Source organism: Natronospira elongata, from assembly GCF_034931365.1.
Classification (GTDB): domain Bacteria; phylum Pseudomonadota; class Gammaproteobacteria; order Natronospirales; family Natronospiraceae; genus Natronospira; species Natronospira elongata.
Window position 1 is genome coordinate 44,354 of the sequence record NZ_JAYGII010000017.1, and the last position, 20,611, is coordinate 64,964.

The following is a 20,611-nucleotide window of genomic DNA, read 5'->3' on the forward strand; positions in this document are numbered from 1 at the left end:
AATGCGGAAATCCTTATCAAGGTTGCTGAGCCGGTTGCACCGGCGGGGAGCAGGGCGATGGCAGGGCATGATCATTCACTGGAAGTCAGACCAAGACTGCCGAAAGCACTGGCCCGGCTGGATGAACTGAGCGGTAATCTCTATTACAGCTGGGAGCGCCGGGTTCGTGGGCTATTTCACCGCATCGACCCGGAGCTATGGAGCCGTTGCGAGCATAATCCCAAGATCTTTCTGCGGCGCGTCTCCCAGACTCGCTTGCAAGAGCTGGCGAAGAGTCCGGATTTTCTGTTCCAGTACAAAAGCGTCCTGGATGCCTTTGACAGTTATCTGTCTGCGGAGCGGGACCGACCACTGCAGGCGGTCAGTGGCCTGGAAGCTGATCGCGATCTGGTAGCTTATTTCTGTATGGAGTACGGGCTTTACGAGAGCCTTCAGCTTTATTCAGGCGGCCTGGGCATTCTGGCGGGTGATCACTGCAAGGCGGCCAGCGATCTTGATCTGCCTTTTCTTGCGGTTGGCCTGATGTATCGGCAGGGCTATTTCACCCAGCGCCTGGATCGTGATGGCACGCAGGAAATGATCTACCGGCCCTTCCGGGTGGAAGATCTGCCGGTCACGCCGGTGACAGACGCGGACGGTGAGGAGATCCGGGTGGCCGTGGAACTGGCGGATCGCCGGGTGACCATCCGCTTGTGGCAGATCAATGTGGGGCGTCTGAAACTGCTGCTGCTGGATACCGAACTGCCTGACAACCGGCCGCAGGATCGGCGTATCACCTATCAGCTTTACGGCGGTGACCGGGTGATGCGCATCGAACAGGAAATGGTGCTGGGGGTGGGTGGCGTGCGCGCCCTGCGCGCCATGGGTTTCGAGCCCACGGTCTGGCACATCAATGAGGGCCATCCCGCGTTTCAGATCCTGGAACGCTGCCGGGAGCGGGTGAGTCAGGGTATGAGCTTCCCGGCCGCCCTGGAAGCGGTGGCGGCGGCGACGGTCTTCACCACGCACACCGCCGTGCCCGCCGGTCATGATCTGTTCACCCACGAGTTGGCCGAGCGCTACCTTGAACCCCTGGCCGAGTCCCTGTCCGTACCCATGGCCAGGCTGCTGGCCCTGGGTGAATCGCCTCAACGAACGGAGGCCTTCAACATGACCGCCCTGGCGTTGCGTGGATCACGCCGGCACAACGGTGTCAGTGCGGTGCATCGCGACGTGGCGGCCGGGATGGAAGCCCATGTGTGGCCGGACCTGGATCCGGCGGACAACCCCATTACCTGGGTTTCCAATGGCGTGCATGTTCCCACGTTTATGGCCCGGGAGTGGGTGAATCTTTTTGACGGGCGTTACCCGGACTGGCGCCAGCATCTGGGTGATGTGGATTTCTGGGAGGAGGCGGTGGGGAGTATTGCCGATCACCGCTTCTGGAGCCTCACCCAGTCACTCAAGAGCGACATGCTGGGTGCCCTGCATGGCTGTCTGTTCCGCCAGTATTGCCGCAACAATTATCCCCGCTCGCGGATCGAGGGCATGGAGGCCGTTTTCTCGCCGGAGAATACCCGGCCGTTGATCATCGGTTTTGCCCGTCGCTTCGCCACCTACAAGCGCGCCCTGTTGATCTTTCAGGATCTCGAGCGACTGGGACGCCTGCTCAATGACCCGGATAGACCCGTCATCATGCTGTTCGCCGGCAAGGCACATCCCCAGGACGTGCCGGGGCAATCGCTGATCAAGCGCATCCATGAGTTTGCCGCCCGGCCCCCGTTCCTGAACCGGGTCTTTCTGATTGAGGGCTATGACATCGCCCTGGCGCGCAAGCTGGTTACGGGGGTGGATGTCTGGCTCAACACGCCAGAGTATCCCATGGAAGCCAGCGGTACTTCCGGGCAGAAGGCGGCTATGAATGGTGTCATCAACCTCAGCATCCTGGATGGCTGGTGGGCCGAAGGCTATGACGGTGACAACGGCTGGGCCATCACCCCCCATGATCGTGAGCTGTCTCCCGAACAACGGGATCGGGTGGAGGCGGAGGATTTACTGGATCTGCTGGAAGGGCAGGTGATTCCCGAGTATTACCGCATCGGCCCCGGCGGTTATTCTCCGGACTGGGTGGCCCGCTCCAAGCGTTCCATGATCAGCGTGCTGCCCCGCTTCAATGCCGAGGGCATGGTGCGGGACTATGCCCAGCGTCTTTATGTGCCGGCGGCGCGTCAGGGTGAAAGGCTGATGGCGAATGAGGCGGTGGAGGCCGAGCGTCTGGCCGTCTGGAAGGCCAGGGTTGCTGAATGCTGGGAGAACCTGGACATGCAGTGGCGATCACCACCCCCCACATCGATGCAGACCGGTGAGCAGCTGACACTGGAGGTGCTGGTCTGGCTGAACGGTCTCGAACCCGGGGACGTGGTGCTGGAATGCCTCCTCAGTGCCCGGGGTGGTGACGAGGACACGCCCGAAACCCTGGCGCATGCCTTTTCCGCCACCGAGGAAGAAGTGGAGGCAGCACGGGTATTCCGTCTGGTACTGGATTCGCCGGAGAACGGCCTCTATCAATTACGGGTGCGTCTCTATCCCCGCCATGAGCTGCTCAGCCATCCCTTTGAGATGGGGAAGATGGCGTGGCTGTCCGAGTTGCCGTCGACTGAGGGGTGATGGTGGACCCATCCCGGCCACTGGCGGTCACTCGCTGCCGAACAAAGGGGGCCAGGGACGACAGTGCTTCCTTGCCGCTCATGCGCCAGGACCAGTTGCCCGCCATGGTGCCCGGGGTGTTCATTCGCGCCTCGCTGCCCAGCCCCAGCAGGTCCTGCATCGGGATCACGCTCAACTGGGCAAGTGATTCCAGACAGCAGTTCACAAGTCGCCAGTGCAAGGCCTGTTCGGGGCCCAGCGCCTGCTCCGACAATGCTGCCAGCACCCGATCCCGTTGGTCCTCGGCAAGCTCTGACCACCAGCCCATGAGAGTGTTGTTGTCATGGGTGCCGGAATAGACCAGGCAATGGCTGTCGTGGTTGTCCGGGTGATGGGGGTTGCCGTCGCTGCCATCGAATCCGAATTGCAGTATGCGCATGCCGGGCAGGGCGAACTGGTCGCGAAGCTGTTCCACCGCCGCTGTGATGTGACCGAGGTCCTCGGCCACCAAAGGGAAGTCGCCCAGAGTACGGTGGAGTTGCCGTAGCAGGGCCTCGCCCGGTACCGGCGTCCATTCGCCGTCCGCAGCTTCTGCATCAGGCGGATGTGACCAGCAGGCTTCCAGGCCCCGGAAATGGTCCAGGCGCAGGATGTCGAACAGCTCCAGCTGGTTCATCAGGCGTTCCTGCCACCAGCCAAAACCATCGTTCTGAAGGCGGGTCCAATCGTAGACGGGCATGCCCCAGCTCTGCCCGGTCTCGCTGAACGCATCGGGGGGCACGCCGGCAATTCGTTTTGGGTGTCCGAATTCGTCCAGATCAAAATACTGCGGGTACTGCCAAGTGTCCGCACTGTCGGCAGCCGGGTAGAAAGGAAGGTCGCCATACAAGGCGATGCCGCGCCGGTTGGCTGCCGTCTTCAGGCGTCGCCATTGCTGATGGAAGAGAAACTGGCAGAAGGCTTCCCGGTCCATGGCGTCCTGGAGTCCGTTGTCCAGAGGCAATACCGGATCGGGTTCGTAATGGCGGAAGGAGGCCGGCCAATGCGGCCAGGCCGTGCCGCGAAAGAGACAGTGCAAGGCCTGAAACTGGCACCAGGGATGCAGCCACTCACGGTGATGGTGGCGAAAGGCCTCGAAGGCATTGCCCATGGCCCGGTTTTCCTGGTGCCTGATCTTGCTCATGGCGGCCGTAATGAGTTCCGGGCCGGCCGCCCCGACCCCTGGACTTGGCAGGTCGAAATCCTCGGCCACCTGCTCGGCATCAATCAGGGCCGTGTTCCCTGCGAACAGGGAATACGGCTGATAAGGTGAGGCGCTCTCGTTCACCGGCAGCAGCGGCAGGGTTTGCCACACGCTGACGCCGGCCTCGCTGAGGAAGTCGATGAAGCTCATGGCGGCCTTGCCCAGGGTGCCCACCGGGCCGGGACCCGGCAGGGAGGTGGGGTGGAGCAGTACCCCGGCACGACGGCGGCCAAAGACGAAGTTGCGGTCCATGATTACTGGGCGGGCCGCATGGTCCCGCCCCCCTCCGGTTGGCCGCTGCCCCTGGAGAAGGGTTGTTCCAGGTAGTCCGGCGATGGCTGTCCCATGAGGCGGTAGAGGTCGGCCAAGTGGCGGCGATACAGCCGTTCGAATCGTGCCACTACCATTTCGGGGTTGTAGTCGCCCGGCCACCAGAACCAGTCGGAGCCTTCGCAGACAGCCAGCTGCCGGCCAGTGCGTTCGCGCATGTCGTCTGGCAAGCGGTCCCACTGCTGCTTGGCGGCCACCAGCATTTCCCAGGCCCGGTTCTTGTCCTCATCGCCCATCCAGGTATCCAGATTGCCATGCACCCAGCTGCCTGCCCGCAAGCCCTTCAACTGTCGAATGGACACGGCGGGATCGCGCAGGCAACGGGAGAAGGTGGTGAGCTCAATATCGGGGTGAGCCACTAATTTGCGGTAGAGGGTGCCGACAAAATGGTAGGCGTTCTCCGGGTAATGCTCCCAGGCATTCTCCCCATCCAGGATCACCGAGACTACCCGGCCGGGTTCTGCCGGTTCCGCGGCAATGGTTTCCAGGTGGTGAATGAAGTTGGCAACGGCGTCGTCGGCATGCCAGTCCTTGTAGGTGAAGCCGATGAGATCCGACAGTCCGTCATCGCGGAAGAAGATTGCCGGTCCTTGCTCGCTGAGTCGCCATGGACGATGGATGTCATCGGAATCGGGATGGGGGCGGCCCAGGCTGTTGCAGAGTACTGCCTGGCCGCTGGCGGTCCAGCTGAACCCGGCTTGGCCCAGCAGCTTGACCGTCTCGCCACTGATCGCCCCCTCCGCGGGCCAGCATCCCTGGGCGTCATCGCCAAAACACTGGCGATGATGCTTGATGGCGGTCTCCAGGTGCCATGCTGACCGCTCCCGGCCCCCGGGGTATTGCGAGGCCACGGGCAAGGGCGATTGTGGCCGCGCCTCCCGGGCGGTATTGAAGTCCATCAGCAGTGGCAAAATGGGGTGGGCCCAGGGGCAACTGGCCAATTCGATGCGGTCGCTCTCGGCCAGTTGCCGGTAACGGGGCAGCAAGTCTCGCAGGGTGTCGCTGATAAGAGACAGCAACAATTGTCGATCCTGGTAACTAAAGCTGCCGACACGGCTAAGAAGTTGGTCGGCGCGGCGGTCGTCCCGGCGCAGGGTTTCACCCAGCCAGGCCAGATGGAACCAGACCAGCAGGTCGAGAATGAAGCGATCTTCCATATAGGCCAGGTTGTCGCCCTCCGCCAGCACCGAGGTGGCCATGTCGGCCAGCCGCCGGTAGGGTGGGAAGCGCTCGATGAGTCGCTGCCGGTTGGCTTGCAAGCAGGCACGCACCAACCCTCGGCGCGCATCTTCATCCAATGGCAAAACCGGGTGGGACAGGGCATCCAGCAGACGATCACCGATGGGTGTGCCATCCGCCAGGTGGCGTTGGAGGCGCCCGCTGTAGTCCTCCAACTGGTCCAGCAGTATTGGGGAGAAGTCGAATACTGCACAGGCACCTGGCACTTGCTCCAGGTGGGCGGCCATGTCCGCGTAATCCTTGATGGCATGGAGATAAGTCCAGGGCTCCAGGAATTGGCCGCCAAAGACTTCACGGTATTCGGGCTGGTGCATATGCCAGCAAATCACGACCCGCAACGTTTTATCGGACATGGTGGACCGCCTGCCCCAGCATTTCCGGGGTCACCAGCACAATGCCGCCGGGGCTTAGCTCGAATCGCTGGCCGTCCTTTTCCAGGTCGTAACCGATTTGCATGCCGTCCGGAATATGGCAGCCGATCTCAATAATCGTCCGACAGAGTCGGACGTTACGCCCAATGTGCACATTGGTCAGGATCACGGACTGATCGACCACCGAACCTTCATCCACCGTCACGAAAGAGGAGAGCAGGGAGTGGCTGACCTGGGCGCCGGAGACGATGCAGCCACCGGCCACCATGGAGTTATGGGCTTCGCCACGGCGACCTTCCTCGTCCAGCACAAACTTGGCGGGCGGTGCCTGACGTTGCCAGGTCAGGATGGGCCAATCCTGGTCATAGATATTCAGCTCCGGTCGGAGACCGACGAGCTCCATGTTGCTGGACCAGTAGGAGTCGATGTCCCCCACATCCCGCCAATAGCCCGGGCCGTCACTCGCCATGTCGCGGAAAGGGTAGGCATAGCAGTCGGTTTCCCGAACAGCACCGGGGATGATGTCCTCGCCGAAGTCGTGGTTGGAATCCTCCCTGTTGGCGTCCACCAGCAAGCGGGACAGAAGATATTCCGTGTTGAAAACATAAATCCCCATGGAAGCCAGGGCCTGATCCGGATGATTGGGCATGCCCTCGTAATGTTCCGGTTTCTCCATAAAGCGCGTGATGCGATGGTTATCGGTCACATCCATGATGCCGAATCGACTGGATTGCTCTACCGGCACCGGCATGCAGCCTACTGTGACCTCGGCATCGTTGTTAACGTGGAAAGCGAGCATGGCGCCGTAATCCATTTTGTAGATGTGGTCACCGCCCAAAATCATCAGGTATCGGGGATGGTGCAGACGGATGATGTCCATGTTCTGGTAAACCGCGTCGGCGGTGCCGCGATACCAGGCCTCACCGGTGCGCTGCTGGGCTGGCAGTAATTCGATGAACTCCCCCAGTTCCGAACGCAGAAATCCCCAGCCTTGTTGCAGGTGCTGGATCAGGGAATGGGCTTTGTACTGGGTCAGGATGCCGATACGCCGGATGCCCGAGTTGATGCAGTTGGACAGGGGGAAATCGATGATGCGGAAATGCCCGCCGAAGGGGACCGCCGGCTTGACCCGGTCTGATGTCAGGGAGCCCAGGCGAGTGCCCTTGCCCCCGGCCAGTACCAGGGCCAGCGTGTCCCGAGTAATCAGGCTGACAAAACGTTCGCTGACCGGGCTGTTCTCCACCACCATTCTGCTCGCTCCTGCCGTTGGTCGGTGGCTCCATTCGAGCACCCCCCATCCGCTCAGGTGTTGACGCCCGTCAACGTCCGCGTATCGGGTCCGCTGGATGATGGGAGATCCGAACATGAAAAGGCCCGTGTTGATGAACCCAGCCATGCCAGCCCGATCGCTTGTCGACAACGATGTCACGCGCCTGAGCCAGGGACGGCATCACTCGCCCCATGCCGTGCTGGGAGAGCAGGGCAAGCGATACCGAGCCTGGCTGCCGGGAACAAAGGCGGTCTGGCTTGAACCGGGGCGAGTGGCAATGAGGGCGGTTAACCCCGCTGGCCTGTTTGAGTGCGCCCTGCCGGAGAGCGGCATCGGCGACAGCGGGCACCGGGTACTGGTCTGCAAGCAGGCCGATGGCGAGATTGTCCGCCTTCATGATCCCTACCAGTTTCCGCTGAGTCTGGAACGGGAGGCCCTTGCGGCCTTCAATGATGGGCACCATTGCCGGGCCTGGCAGATCATGGGTGCGAAGCCAACAGTGCGCGACGGCATCCGTGGTACCCGATTCACTGTCTGGGCACCCAATGCCGAGCGGGTCAGTGTGGTGGGGGATTTCAATCACTGGAATGGCATCTGTCATCCCATGTCCGTGCATGACGATACCGGCGTGTGGGAGCTGTTCATTCCCAGCCTGGAAGCCGGCGTTCATTACAAATTCCAGATCCGTAGTCAGAACGGGGAGGTGGCCGACAAGGGGGACCCCTATGCCCGGCACTGGGAAGTCAGGCCCCGTACCGCCTGCCTGGTCCCCGCCGAACCCGGGCATGAGTGGGGCGATGACGACTGGATGCGAGAGCGGCCGGACTGGCGTCATGCGCCGGTCAGTATCTATGAGCTGCATGCCGGATCCTGGCGCCGCAATGCGGATGGGAGTTTTCTCGGTTATCGTCAGCTCGCGGATGCGTTGGTGCATGCCCTGGAGGAGAGCGGTTTTACTCATGTGGAAATGATGCCGCTAACGGAGCATCCTTTCGATGCCTCGTGGGGCTACCAGACCACCGGTTATTTTGCCCCCACCAGCCGTTTCGGCAATCCGGATGATTTCCGTTATTTTGTCGATCGTCTGCATCAGGCCGGCATCGGCGTGATTCTGGATTGGGTGCCGGCCCATTTCCCCCGTGACCCCCATGGTCTGGGCCGTTTCGATGGCACTGCTCTTTATGAGCATGCTGACCCTCGGCTGGGTGAAACAGCCGAGTGGGACACGCTGGCCTTCAATTTCGGCCGCAATGAAGTAATGAGTTTCCTGCTCTCCAGTGCGCTCTACTGGCTGGAGGAGTTCCATCTGGACGGGCTTCGCATCGATGCCGTGGCGGCCATGCTGTATCTGGATTATGGACGCGAGGCGGGGGAGTGGCTGCCCAATGTTCATGGCGGGCGTGAGAACCTGGAAGCGGTCGCCTTTCTGCAGGCCCTGAACACCATGACTCACCGGGAATGCCCCGGCAGCATGACCATTGCCGAAGAGTCCACGGCCTGGCCGGGGGTGACCCGACCGGTGCATCTGGGCGGCCTGGGCTTTTCCATGAAATGGAATATGGGCTGGATGCACGACACACTGGCGTACCTTACTCATGATCCGGTCCATCGCCGTTTTCATCACGAGCGTCTGACTTTTGGCCTTCTGTATGCCTTCAGCGAAAACTTCGTACTGCCCTTTTCCCATGATGAGGTGGTTCACGGAAAAGGGTCATTGCTGAACCGCATGCCGGGTGATCGCTGGCAACGCTTCGCCAACCTCCGGCTGCTGTATGCCTACCTCTTTGCTTATCCAGGCAAGAAATTGATGTTCATGGGCAATGAGATCGGTCAGCCCACTGAGTGGTCTCACGAAGGCAGCCTGCCAGAATCGCTCAGACAGGTGTCGGAGCATGCCGGCCTGTATCGGCTGGTCCGGGACCTGAACCGGCTTTACCGAGACACACCGGCTCTGCACCGGGGTGATTTCGATGCCAGTGGTTTTGAGTGGATTGACTGCCATGACGCCGACCAGTCGGTGATTAGCTTCATGCGCCGGGAGCCCGGGAGGAAAGGGGCGCAAGCTCGGTATGTGCTTGCGCTCTTCAACTTCACCCCCGTGGTACGTGAGAACTACCGTATCGGTTTGCCCGAGGGGGGTGTGTGGCGGGAGGTGCTCAACAGCGATGCCGACAGCTATGGCGGCAGTGGCGTGGGCAATCTCGGGCAGGTACAAGCGGTCAATACGCCCTGGATGGGCCGGCTCTGGTCCGCTGCCTTGTGTCTGCCACCCCTGGGCGCCGTTTACCTGGAATGGAGGGAAGGATCATGAAACGACTCAAGATACTGATGGTGGCTGCGGAAATGGCGCCCCTGGTCAAGGTGGGCGGACTGGGCGATGTCATGGGTAGCTTGCCCCGGGCACTGGCCGCGCGCGGCCATGATGTGCGCGTTCTGATTCCGGCCTATTCTTCGCGTCTTTCCAAACAGGCCAGGCCTCTAGCTCGGGCGCGGGGTTTCAAGGGTCGCTTGCTTGCCTATAAGAATGGTCATGGAGCGGTTCCCGTCTGGATGGTGGAGACCGCTGCTCTACTGAGGCGGGAGGGGCGTCCTTATCTGAATCGAAGCGGCAAGCCATGGGCTGACAACCCCGTACAGTTCAGTCATCTGAGCCGAATGGCGGCGGATATCGCGGGTGGGGCGCTGGGTCTGGACTGGGAGCCGGATCTGGTGCATTGCAATGACTGGCACACGGGTCTGGTACCGGTCTGGATGCGGATGAACGGCTGCGAACGGCCCACGGTGTTCACCATTCACAACCTTTCCTATCAGGGCCGTTTTCCGCCCGAGATACTGGCCCGGCTTGGTCTTCCCGATGATCTTCATGACCCCGAGGCGCTGGAGTTTCATGGCGATGTGGCCTTCATCAAGGGCGGGCTGGTTTTTGCCGACCGGCTTACGACTGTCAGCCCGGGTTATGCCCGGGAGATACAGACGCCCCTGTTCGGTGCCGGTCTGGATGGATTGCTACGATCCCGTTCGGACAAGCTCACGGGTATCCTTAACGGCATTGATACTGAAGCCTGGAACCCGGTCACCGACCCCTCGCTGAGCCATCATTATGATGGCACTGATCTGAACGAGACCCGCAAGGCAAAACAGGCGGAACAAGATCGACTCCGGCGGCGTCTGGGTCTGATTGTTCAGCGCAAGCCGGGTCGCCCGCTGCTGGCCTGGGTGGGGCGGTTGGCCGAGCAGAAGGGTACGGATTTGTTGCTGGCGGCCTTGCCGGCGTTGATGGAAAACGACCTTGATGTCGTGGTGCTCGGTGATGGGGAACCGGCTGTCAGCCGGGCACTCAAGGCGGCGGCCCATCGCTGGCCGGGACGGGTGGCCTTCAAGCAGGGTTTCGATGAAGCCCTGGCCCACCAGGTATATGCTGCCTCGGATATGCTGCTTATGCCCTCCCGCTTCGAACCCTGTGGTCTGGCCCAGTTGTGTGCCATGCGCTACGGCACCATTCCCGTGGTCAGTCCGGTGGGTGGATTGCTGGATACGGTGATCGATGTCGGTGTGGATCCAAAGCGCGGTAACGGTTTTCAAATGGAAGCGGTCAACAGCGAGAAACTGCTGAATGCGGTGGACCGGGCCCTGGCTTCCTGGCAGTCACCAGATGACTGGAGACAAATCATTGCCAACGCCATGGCCCAGTCCTCGTCCTTCGGCTGGGGTGAGCGTGTACTGGCCTATGAATCGCTTTATCGGCAAACCCTGGAGTCCTATCTGGGCGAACATCATCGCGCCATGATTTCGCTGCCGGTAAATTCCGAATCATGGACGGCCGTGGATGATGCCCGTGGGTGAAGAGTGAGGGAGTTCCGGGCTCAAGGCAGGCGATAATACGCCCCCGCGTGGATACCAGCGTTGCTGGGTTGCTCCGGGCCCCCCGTGTTTCGCTCGCTGCCAGCAAGGCTTTCCCGGATGGCCAGGCGGGCGATGCCTTCCAGACCTGGTTCTGGTGTGGTTACGGCATGGATGGGGATGGTCTGCATCAATGCCTGAAGGCGGCCTTTCCGGTGAAAGGCCTGGATGAAGTGATGGTCCGAGAGGAAGGGGTGTAAGCGGCGAAGCAAGCCGCCGGCCAGGTAGACACCGCCAGTGGCCAGGCTGATCAGCGCGGCATTGCCGGCGAATGCACCAAGAATCTCACTGAAGCAACAGATGGCAGCATTGGCCGCCTTGTCCTCGCGGTTCTCCGCTCGCTGACAGATCAGCGGTGCCGGGTCCTCGGTGAGAGTGTGGCCATTAAAGGGCATGCAAGACTGTTGTTCGCAATGGTACTTGTAGATTTCCATCAGGCCCGAGCCCGACAGCAATCGCTCGTAGCTGACATGACCATGGTATTTCGACAGAGACTTCCATAGTGCATGCTGCTCCCTTGACTGGCTGGCGAAATCGATGTGACCGCCTTCGGATGCCAACACGCGAATCCCACCCGCTTCCACAAACCAGATCGCCACTCCCAGCCCGGTACCGACGGATACCAGCAGGCGTGGGCCGCTTTCCTGAGGGCCTTTCTGAATGGGGATCAATTGCCTTTGAGGAATATGGGGGAGGGCGTGCGCCAGGGCTTCCAGGTCGTTGATCAGGTGAACTCTGGGCAGTTTGAGCGCCGTTTCCAGCAAACGTGCCTCGCTCTCCCAGGGCAGATTGGTAAACCGCACCCGGCCGTTGGACACGGGGCCGGCCACCGCCAGCCAGGCCTCAACGATATTGGCTCGCTCGCTCCGGGATAACTCTTCGAGAAAGCTCCGCAAGGCAGCTTCCAGGCTGTCAAATTCCTCGCTCCGGCGAATGGATTCATGCCGAATCTGCCACTCTCTGCCTGTCGATTCCAACAAGCGCAGCCGCAGGCGTGTTCCGCCGATATCACCGATCAACATCTGCATGGTTCACCTTTGATTTTAGCCCCGCCGGCGAGCCTCGACACCAGGCTGGCGGGAAATTACACCTACAATCATCGACAGTTGCTCGGCAAGTATTTCCACCACATCATCCAGAGCGAGAATGCCGGCCAAGCGGCCGTCGGCTTCCACTACCGGCACCCGACGGATACCGTGCCGTCGCATTATCTCCAGGGTTTGCTCCAGCTCTTCATCGACACCTGCGGTAATGAGCTTCGGAGAAGCGAAAAGATCTCCGGCACTGACACTGTCCATGTCCACCTCCATGGCGATAACTTCCACAGTCAGGTCACGGTCGGTGATGATGCCCACCGGGCGCTGACGATCCGTCCCGCTTCCGAGGATGACAAGATTGCCCACATGATGCTCACGCATTAGTCGGGCCGCCTCACGGATGGAGGCCTCTGCCTCGATGCAGACCACACTGCGGATACAGGCTTGACCGGTTTTCATCTGGCTATATCTCCTGAATAGCCCAGCTTCTCCCGGGCGGATGTCTGAGGGCCGAGCATGATCAGGGGGTTTCTGCAGACAGGTGCCGGCGGGGGCGGATGGCGGGACTGCACCGATAACCAGTTGCAGGCGAGCTCCATAAGAGCTTGCCAGGCCATCTTGCTGGATGTCAGGCGGCCCGTGCCCGCAAATATGGCGTTTCTGAATGAGCATTCGAGGCGTGAGATAGTGCGCTGCAGGGTATGACGCGTGGCATGATCATTCTCGCCCTGGGCGAACAGAATTGGGGCACGGACTCGGGCGAGGTGACTGCCGGCAAGATCCGGGCGGCTATCATATAGAAACAGGGATTGAATTCGGTGTGGTTGCCGTGCCGCACAAACCAGCGCGGCGGCTGCAGCAGATTCGGAAGCGACGATTGCAATGGGTAGTCCAGTCAGTGAGGGCTCCTCTTCAATCCAGTCGATGACATGCCGCAGGCGGTTCGAGAGAAGCGGCAAGTTGAAATGCTGCCATGCTGGTGAGATCCCGTTATCTGCATCGCAGCCCTCCAGGAGATCCAGACTAAGGCTGGCAATGCCAAAGCGATTCAGCGCCTGGCCTAGGTGGCGAATGTCCCGCCGTTTGGTGCTGGCTGATTCCAGGATCAATGCGAGTGAATCCAGTTGGGCCGGGGCGGATAGACGCGCCTGTAGTGAACAGGTTTTCGCAGGAATGATCACCGGCTGGTTGTCGATCACAGGGTGTTTTCCGTTCATGGGGTCGCTCCTTCAACTGTGATGCGGGCGATGTGGAGAGTCGTGAGTATCTGTTGATTGCGGGCCGCCATCGGCTGTGTTCTTCTGGAAACGATTGAGGCAGGCGATAACTTCATCATCGGAGACCTGGTTGAAATGCCGGTACCAGCGACTGACTGCAACGAAGTTTTTGGGTGCCATCAGGCAGATCAATTGGTCTGATCGGGATTCAAGTCGCTGCACGGCATCTGGAACGCCGACCGGAATTGCGGTAATGATGCGGGTGGCTTGACCTTGGCGTACGCTGGCAATGGCCGCTTCCAGCGAAGCACCAGTGGCCAGGCCATCATCCACGATAATAACCGTTCGACCTCTCACGGGAGTCGCGGGACGTTTCAGGCGATAGCGGTGCTCCCGTTCAGTCAGTTCCGCACGGGCCTTGTGAGTGGCATGAACGAGTTCAGCCAATGAGATACCCATTTGGGTGATGATGTCCTCGTTGAGTACGCGCACCTGGTCGGGTCCCACCGCACCGATGGCCAGTTCAGGGTGCCCCGGTGCGCGGATCTTGCGTATGACCAGCACATCCAGTTCCGCGCCAAGACCGGCGGCTACCTCGGCCGCCACCGGCAGGCCGCCACGGGCCAGCCCCAACACCAGTAGCCCTGGTTCGTCCCGATAATGTGCCAGGGCCGCCGCCAGGGCTCGACCGGCCTGTTCGCGATCCTCGAATAGCTCGAACATGCGTCTGCTCCCAATGCTGAACAACTTCATCCTATGAGCGGCAGTTCGGGAAGGTGGTGACCGGGGTCAATGGTTTGTCACCTGGGAAGTAGTGCTTGGTCTGGGGAACAAAAAGCAGGGTGTTCGTGGAGGTTTGCAGTGCCCTTTTCAGGGTCGTCGATCTGGTCCCTTCAGGCAGACTGGTGTGCGGCCAGGTCGTTTTTGCCGGTGTATGTTCTCATCGGTGTATGTCCTTGGGCCGGTATTTGTCTATGGCTGCGTGAGCGGTATCTCGGTCTCGGGCGCAGCTAGATGCTGCAGGAACCACGCTGCGGCAGCTTGAGCGACCTCATCCAGTTTGCCCGGCTCCTCAAACAGGTGGGAGGCATCGGCGATCAGACGCAACTCGTAGATGGTGGTGATCTGACGCGTGGCTGAACGACTCAGTCGGTAGATCGTCCGGTCCAATGAGCCAATGATCATCAGAATCGGCGCGCGGACCCGGGCCAGGGCTTCGCCGGACAGGTCGACAGATTAGGACGGGGGCGCCGCTGGCGGTTTCGCGTTCAGTGCTGGTTTCGGTTCTCCTCGGTACTGACCAGGGTCCAAAACTGGCCGCTTTGGCCCGGGAGCGTGGTGGTGGACAGGTGAAGATTGTGTTGGCAATGGATGCATTCCAGCTCATGGCCCACCTCCAACTCCCTGGTGGACAGCATCAATGGCTTGCGACATTTCGGGCACGACATCACGAAAGTGTCGCTGGCATGGCCGTTGCCCCGGTGATCATCCCTTTTCATGGCTAGTGCTTCCCGTTGGCAGGGAACTCCGATTTTGTGGGCCGGCAGCTTGGATGGCATTGACCGCGGTCATCGCCTCGCCCGATGGGCCGAATCGATGACTGCGGTCAATGTCCGGATGGTACGGGGCGATCACACTTGCGTTTTGAATCACAAAACACGCCTGGAAGGAGTCCGGCTATGTCAGTCGCAAAAATTATCGAGATCAGCGCTCAATCGACAGAAAGCTTTGAAGATGCCATCAAGCTAGGGATCGAGAAAGCGGCCCGGACCGTCGACGGTATCCGCGGTGCCTGGGTCTCCGAACAGAAGGTGCATGTGGAAAATGGCAAGGTGACCGGCTACCGCGTGGACATGCGGGTGACTTTTGTTCTCAGCTAGGCGCTCCGACTGTCCGGGGGCAAGTTCACCGGCGGCCCAGTGAAAGAGCCCCAGCCGGCATGGCTCGGGGCTCTTTCATGTTTCAGTCGCTGCCAGCGACCCGGTTCAGCTCTTGACCGGGATCCGGTTCGCTTTGGCTTTCTTGCTCTTGGGGATGGTGATTTCAATAACACCCTTGTCGGAGCGTGCGCTCACATGATCGGAGTCCGCGGTATCCGGCAGGCTGAAACGCCGGAAGAAACTGCCGTGGAAACGCTCGGAACGGCGATAATGTTCGTCGTCGGTGGACTTCTCTTCCTTGCGTTCGCCGCTGATCGTGAGCAAGCCACCTTCTAGGGTGATGTCCACTTCCTCTGGCGCCACGCCGGGAATGTCCACGAGCACCAGGAAACGATCTGCTTCCTCGCGAATATCCACGGCCGGATTCCATTCCGTCAGGCCCAATGATTCATCCGTCCGAGTGAGCATGGGGGAGAAACGGTCAAACAATCGGTCGAAATCCGCATCCAGATTGGGTATCCAGCTGCGGCGGGGGGTAGTTAACATGCGCATGATTGTCACCTCCAGAAATGACTGCATTAAAGCGTCCAGGCTTGGACGAACCCCAGCTTGCACCACTGGACCAGCGTCCATGTTGACGGCGGTCATCGCCAGGGCCGGTCCCGCAACTACACAGAGGCCTATCGAGTGCCCATTTGATTGATCAGAGACAACTTGTGGGCGGCAAATTGCCCCTATAATATGAGGGGTCGCTAAACTAATGAGCCTTGAAGCGGGCAGGGAGGTATTCATGACATCCATCCGAATCATTCTGGCCGTTCTGTTGGTGCTGCCGGTGACGGCTGTTCCCCGTGAAATGGAACAGGAGGAATTTCGATCCGAGGCCCGAACCATGACCGGTCGGCTGGCGGGCGATCTCATGGAGCGGCTCCAGTCGGCCATGCGGGACGGTGGTCCGCCCCAGGCGATTACGGTCTGTCGAGACCAGGCCCCGGCGATCAAGATGGCTCTGTCTCTGGAGCGGGGCTGGCGGGTTTCCCGGGTGGGAACCCGGGTACGGAATCCCTTGTTGGGTGCGCCTGATGCCTGGGAGCGCGAGGTCCTGACCTCGTTCCAGGAGCGCCATGAGGAAGGCGAGGAATTTGCCGAGATGGACAATTTCGAGCTGGTCACCGAAGGGGATGAAGCATTCTATCGCTATATGCGGCCCATTGCGGTCCAGAGCCAATGTCTGGTTTGCCACGGTGATCGTGAGCAAATGAGTGAGGAGATCCGCCGCAGCCTGGATGAACGCTACCCTCATGATCAGGCGTACGGCTATGAAGCCGGGGAACTGCGGGGTGCCTTCACCATCAAGGCCCCGGTGAATTGAAGGCCGACACCGTAGGCGCGAATTCATTCGCGATCACCCCCGCGATCACCCCAAGCCAAAAAGACCGAGGAGCCGAAAGCGAATGAGCCATAAGGTCACCATCGTCGGGAGCGGTTTTGCCGCGCTCACCGCAGCTCGTCACCTGAGGGCGCTGGACGGGCAGGCCGAGATTACCCTGGTCGCTCCGCGTCCCGAATTTGTCTTCCTGCCCAGCCTGATCTGGCTGCCCACCGGCCAGCGTCAGCCGGATGATATTGTCCGTCGTCTGGACGGTTTCTTTGAACGTCATCACATTCGTTATCACCAGGCCAGTGCCACCGGCCTGGATCTGGGTGGAAGGCTGTTGCTTACCGATAACGGCGAGGTGGAAAACGATGCCATCCTGATTGGTACCGGTGGCCGCTTTCTCAAAAAGCTGCCGGGTATCGAGCATGCCATTACCCCCTGTGAAGGGGTGGAATCGGCCATGCGGATCAAGATGGCGGTGGACGATATGGAAGGTGGCAGCATTGCCTTCGGCTTTTCCGGCAATCCCGCCGAGCCCCAGGCCATGCGCGGCGGACCCATGTTCGAGTTTCTGTTCAGCATTGATAGTCTGCTGCGTAAGCAGGGTCGGCGTGATCGTTTTGAGTTGGTTTTCTTCTCTCCGGCACCGGAGCCGGGAAAGCGTCTCGGGCCCAAGGCGGTGAAGCGCTTGTTGGCGGAAATGGAACGTCGCGACATCCGGACGCACCTGGGGCACAAGCTCAAGGGCTTTTCCGAAGACAAGGTCACCACGGAAGGCGGTGAATTTCCCGCCGATCTGATCCTGTTCATGCCGGGGATGACCGGCAATCCCTGGTTCGATAATACCGAGCTCACCCGCTCCGAGGGGGGGCTGCTCAAGGCCGATGCCTACTGCCGGGTGGAAGACGACGAACGGGTCTATGTGGCGGGTGATTCAGGTTCCTTCCCCGGCCCGGAGTGGATGCCCAAGCAGGCTCATATGGCCGACCTGCAGGCCGAAGCGGCCGCCAAGAATATGCATGCAGAACTGAATGGGCGTAAAGCCCAAGCTACCTTCAAGGCTGAATTGATGTGCATTGTCGACAGCATGGATAAGGGCATGCTGGTCACCCGCAGCGAAAAGCGTAACTGGGTGCTGCCTAATAGCCGCCTCTGGCACTGGTCCAAGTCACTGTTTGAGAAAAAGTATCTACGCCAGTATCGCTGAATATCTCGCGCCGTTGAACATCGGTTGATGGGGGCGGGAAAGGCGACTTGTCTTCATCGCCCAGATTTTCTCAATGCCCCTGATGCAGGATCGAGTCCACGGCCCGGATCACCCTCTCCGTTTCGGTGGCCGGGTTCGGCCAGTGCGGCGTGAAGCGCAGCCAGCCGGCCGGGCTGGCACAGGAAATTCCCCGTTCGCCCAGTTCGCCCGCCCATTCCGCGGCGGCCCGATTATCCGGCGGCTGCAGGCTGAGGATACCCGAGCGACCGGCCGGGTCAGTCATCCGGGCGCTTTCAAAACCCCGCGCCTGCAGGGCCGGTTCCAGGCCGTCATGCCAGGCTTGGACATGCTCAAAGATATGGGTCACGCCCAGGGACTGGATCAGCCCAATGCTGGCCTCCAGGCCGGCACAGCCCAGGTTGTTGAAGGTGCCGCTTTCCAGCATCCGGGCCCCACGCCGAATAGGGCGGTCATAGCGCAGGGTCTCGGCTGCGCCAGTGAGGAATTCGAAGGCATCCTCATGGCTGATCCAGGCGGCCAGGTTGGGCTCCAGTTGATCCGTGCGCTGAGGGGCTATATAGACAAAACCCACGCCTTCCGGGCCCATCAGCCACTTGTGACTGCCGCAAGCCAGGTAATCAATGCCCATTCGCTTCACATCCAGGGGCACAATGCCCAGCGCCTGAATGGCGTCCACGAAAAGTTCGCTGCCATGGCGACGGCAGGATTCACCCATCTCCTCCAACGGCATGAGCTGGCCGGTGGTGAATTGCACGGCGCTCACGGCCACCAGGCGGATTCCCTCGGCCAAATGCTGCTCGAACTGTTCCATGGCAGCCACCCGGTCCAGGCGAAAGTCCTCGGCATCCATCCAAACCAGTTCCAGTCCCAGCCGCCGTGCCGCTTGCTGCCATGGGGTTACATTGGTGGGGAACTCCCCCCGGAATACCAATACCCGATCGCCTCTCCGCCAGGGCAGGGAATGGGCAATGGCAAGCACGCCGGCGGAGGTATTCGCCACCAGGCCGATATCTTCACCAGTCGCCCCGATGAGCGAGGCGAATTGCTCACGAACACGCTCCCGTCGCTCCACCTCGGCCGGAAATATCCCCATGCCCTCACGAGCCTGTGCCGACAGCACTTCATTTACTGCTGCCTGTACCGGTTCGCTCAAGGGCGAAACCGACCCATGGTTGGCATAGACATCAAATCGTAGCTCGGGAAAGAGTGCCCGATTACCCAAGGCTGCCCGGGATTCATTCGCATCGTGCATCAATCGACTCCGCCAGGAGGAAGGGGAGGGACTGATCATGCCAGTCTCCCGACCCGAGGCCAAGCCAGGGAGCATCACGAAAGTGGGGAAGATCGGTTTTGTGTTCCCCATAAAAAAAAAACGGTACGGCTGTTAGGCCGTACCGCGTGACTCAGATAATGATGCTGCCTGCCTGGCGATCTACCGCCAAGAGGCCTGCATCTACTCGATGACGATTTCCACTCGGCGATTCTGTTGCCGTCCGGCGGCCGAGTTGTTGTCGGCAATGGGTCGATGAAGCCCCATGCCCGAGGTCGAAATTCGATTTGAGGCGATGTTATTTTGCGTCAGATACTGTCTGACCGAGTCGGCACGCTGCTGTGAAAGCCTCTGATTGAGGGCAGTACCGCCGACATTGTCCGTATGACCTTCGATCACGAGACGCTGATCGGGATACTGCCGCATGAAACTCACCAGCTTGTTGAGGGTGTGGTTGGCATCTCCACGGAGCTGAGCGCTGCCCGTATCAAAGAGAACGTCGCCCAGCGTTATGACCATGCCGCGTTCCGTTTCCTTGGCCTCCAGCTCTTCAAGACGTCGTTGCATGTCCGCCTCCGAGCTGCGTGCTCTGGAAGCATCCGACCGCGCCCGGTCGGCTTCACGAGTACGTGCCGTTAGACGTGTATCACTACGGTCTTGGTCGAGCTGGGCACGCTGATCCTCGGCCAGTTTGGCAGCGGCTCTGGCCTTGGCGATCTCTACCCTGTGTTCCGCCATATAAACACGGTGCTCACCCAAGGCTGCCTGGGAATCAGACAATGGCTCCTCGGCGAGTTTGACGGCCTCTTCGGCCTGTCGGATCTCAACCCGGGCCCGACTGCTCAGTTCAGGATCATTCTGCAAGGCGGTGAGGTTGCTTCGGGCGTCCGAGGCGCCGTCCGGGCTCACGGGGCTGCTTGCACATCCGGCAAGGAATAGGACGGATAGGATGATCGCCGCGCAGGTCCGGCCATATGTCGTTGGCTGTGGAATGGAAATATTCATTGCTTGCCTCCTGTGCGTTCCAGTTCTTCACTCAAAGCTTCTGCATCCCGGCGCATTTGACGGTTGACGTCCTCCGCTTTGGCGGCTGAGGTCCTCGCCATGGCCAGTTCCGCGGTGACGCGAGACTGCTGTGCATATTGATCCGCTTCGGTCCGCTTCTCGGATGACATGGCGTTCTCTGCCATTGCCAGCTTTCGATTGGCTTCGTCGAGTTCGGCGCCGGCGTACTGTCGGGCATCCGACTGCTCGGCGCTGGCAATGGCATCCCTGGCCTCGGCCAGCGACGACGGAGGAGCTTCAGGCACTGAGGCGCAGGCGGTGAGAAGCAGTAAAGTTGCCGCCAGAACCGAAACAGTGCTCATGGATTTCCAGAAGCATGGTCCTAGTGTTGTGTGCATTGTCATTCTCCGCGTGGATTGGATCGTAGGGTCCGAAGCGGACCTTCTTCTGATCCAGAAACCAATTCCGAAAGCCAAGCGTAGAAGACCGGGCTTGCGGTGTCGGTGCGGCAGCGTACGTAACTGGGTAAGGGTTATGGAATAAATTGATTCTGGGGATGGTGGGATAGGTGCGCCACCGCACAGACCGCAGCGATCCGAAGTGTTGCCATGATGCGGA

General features: G+C 60.4%; 19 protein-coding genes. 6 read left to right on the forward strand and 13 right to left on the reverse strand.

Features of this window, described 5'->3' with window-relative positions:
* Positions 1-57: 57 nt before the first annotated feature.
* On the forward strand, positions 58-2,646 hold the full coding sequence (gene glgP, locus VCB98_RS08925) for an alpha-glucan family phosphorylase (protein WP_346051856.1): 2,589 nt from the start codon (positions 58-60) through the stop codon (positions 2,644-2,646).
* Here glgP and malQ read toward each other — a convergent pair.
* Genes malQ through glgC form a run of 3 tightly spaced genes read right to left on the reverse strand, consistent with a single transcriptional unit; the run spans position 2,582 to position 7,057 of the window.
* A complete protein-coding gene (gene malQ, locus VCB98_RS08930; protein ID WP_346051857.1) occupies positions 2,582-4,120 on the reverse strand; it encodes a 4-alpha-glucanotransferase in 1,539 nt (512 codons plus the stop codon). The two genes, glgP and malQ, sit on opposite strands and share 65 nt — an antisense overlap.
* A gap of 2 nt (positions 4,121-4,122) precedes the next feature.
* The gene (locus tag VCB98_RS08935; RefSeq protein ID WP_346051858.1) at positions 4,123-5,790 is read right to left on the reverse strand and encodes a glycoside hydrolase family 57 protein; all 1,668 of its coding nucleotides are present in this window, start codon (positions 5,788-5,790) and stop codon (positions 4,123-4,125) included.
* Positions 5,780-7,057 carry a glucose-1-phosphate adenylyltransferase gene (glgC, locus tag VCB98_RS08940; RefSeq protein WP_346051859.1) on the reverse strand — a complete coding sequence of 426 codons (1,278 nt, stop codon included), beginning with the start codon at positions 7,055-7,057 and terminating at the stop codon, positions 5,780-5,782. Before glgC ends, VCB98_RS08935 begins: the two co-directional genes overlap by 11 nt.
* A 115-nt stretch (positions 7,058-7,172) precedes the next feature.
* On the opposite strand from glgC, the gene glgB reads away from it, so the two are divergent.
* Both glgB and glgA read left to right on the forward strand, forming a co-directional pair.
* Positions 7,173-9,389, forward strand: coding sequence for a 1,4-alpha-glucan branching protein GlgB (glgB, locus tag VCB98_RS08945; protein WP_346051861.1), 2,217 nt, complete (start codon positions 7,173-7,175; stop codon positions 9,387-9,389).
* Positions 9,386-10,921, forward strand: a complete 1,536-nt coding sequence (glgA, locus tag VCB98_RS08950) for a glycogen synthase GlgA (protein ID WP_346051863.1) — start codon at positions 9,386-9,388, stop codon at positions 10,919-10,921. Before glgB ends, glgA begins: the two co-directional genes overlap by 4 nt.
* Positions 10,922-10,941: 20 nt before the next feature.
* Here the strand turns inward: glgA and glk are convergent, their stop codons facing one another.
* The 6 genes from glk to VCB98_RS08980 all read right to left on the reverse strand — a co-directional run bounded on the left by glk (position 10,942) and on the right by VCB98_RS08980 (position 14,731).
* Positions 10,942-12,006 (reverse strand): glucokinase, encoded by a 1,065-nt coding sequence (glk, locus tag VCB98_RS08955; RefSeq protein WP_346051865.1) that lies wholly within the window; start codon positions 12,004-12,006, stop codon positions 10,942-10,944.
* 15 nt (positions 12,007-12,021) lie between these two features.
* Positions 12,022-12,474: a CBS domain-containing protein gene (locus VCB98_RS08960; protein WP_346051867.1), complete on the reverse strand. Its 453-nt coding sequence runs from the start codon at positions 12,472-12,474 to the stop codon at positions 12,022-12,024.
* Positions 12,471-13,232: a hypothetical protein gene (locus VCB98_RS08965; protein WP_346051869.1), complete on the reverse strand. Its 762-nt coding sequence runs from the start codon at positions 13,230-13,232 to the stop codon at positions 12,471-12,473. Before VCB98_RS08965 ends, VCB98_RS08960 begins: the two co-directional genes overlap by 4 nt.
* A gap of 12 nt (positions 13,233-13,244) precedes the next feature.
* Positions 13,245-13,955 (reverse strand): phosphoribosyltransferase, encoded by a 711-nt coding sequence (locus tag VCB98_RS08970; RefSeq protein WP_346051871.1) that lies wholly within the window; start codon positions 13,953-13,955, stop codon positions 13,245-13,247.
* Between the two features lie 249 nt (positions 13,956-14,204).
* Entirely contained in the window at positions 14,205-14,402 is a 198-nt protein-coding gene (locus VCB98_RS08975) for a hypothetical protein (RefSeq protein WP_346051873.1), read from the reverse strand.
* Between the two features lie 98 nt (positions 14,403-14,500).
* Positions 14,501-14,731, reverse strand: a complete 231-nt coding sequence (locus tag VCB98_RS08980; RefSeq protein ID WP_346051875.1) for a hypothetical protein — start codon at positions 14,729-14,731, stop codon at positions 14,501-14,503.
* A 180-nt stretch (positions 14,732-14,911) separates the two neighbouring features.
* Between VCB98_RS08980 and VCB98_RS08985 the strand changes: the two genes are divergently transcribed.
* A complete protein-coding gene (locus tag VCB98_RS08985; protein ID WP_346051877.1) occupies positions 14,912-15,112 on the forward strand; it encodes a dodecin family protein in 201 nt (66 codons plus the stop codon).
* Between the two features lie 105 nt (positions 15,113-15,217).
* Here the strand turns inward: VCB98_RS08985 and VCB98_RS08990 are convergent, their stop codons facing one another.
* Positions 15,218-15,664, reverse strand: coding sequence for an Hsp20/alpha crystallin family protein (locus tag VCB98_RS08990; protein WP_346051879.1), 447 nt, complete (start codon positions 15,662-15,664; stop codon positions 15,218-15,220).
* Between the two features lie 238 nt (positions 15,665-15,902).
* Here VCB98_RS08990 and VCB98_RS08995 point away from each other — a divergent pair, with 238 nt between their 5' ends.
* Together VCB98_RS08995 and VCB98_RS09000 are read left to right on the forward strand one after the other, a co-directional pair.
* The gene (locus VCB98_RS08995) at positions 15,903-16,484 is read left to right on the forward strand and encodes a Tll0287-like domain-containing protein (protein WP_346051881.1); all 582 of its coding nucleotides are present in this window, start codon (positions 15,903-15,905) and stop codon (positions 16,482-16,484) included.
* Between the two features lie 82 nt (positions 16,485-16,566).
* Positions 16,567-17,697: an NAD(P)/FAD-dependent oxidoreductase gene (locus VCB98_RS09000; protein WP_346051883.1), complete on the forward strand. Its 1,131-nt coding sequence runs from the start codon at positions 16,567-16,569 to the stop codon at positions 17,695-17,697.
* Between the two features lie 70 nt (positions 17,698-17,767).
* Here VCB98_RS09000 and VCB98_RS09005 read toward each other — a convergent pair whose 3' ends face one another.
* The 3 genes from VCB98_RS09005 to VCB98_RS09015 all read right to left on the reverse strand — a co-directional run.
* The gene (locus VCB98_RS09005; RefSeq protein ID WP_346051885.1) at positions 17,768-18,970 is read right to left on the reverse strand and encodes an aminotransferase class V-fold PLP-dependent enzyme; all 1,203 of its coding nucleotides are present in this window, start codon (positions 18,968-18,970) and stop codon (positions 17,768-17,770) included.
* Between the two features lie 201 nt (positions 18,971-19,171).
* Positions 19,172-19,897 carry an OmpA family protein gene (locus VCB98_RS09010; protein ID WP_346051886.1) on the reverse strand — a complete coding sequence of 242 codons (726 nt, stop codon included), beginning with the start codon at positions 19,895-19,897 and terminating at the stop codon, positions 19,172-19,174.
* A gap of 92 nt (positions 19,898-19,989) precedes the next feature.
* Positions 19,990-20,611, reverse strand: a 622-nt coding sequence (locus VCB98_RS09015) for a DUF4398 domain-containing protein (RefSeq protein ID WP_346051888.1), incomplete at its 5' end; no start/stop codon positions are given.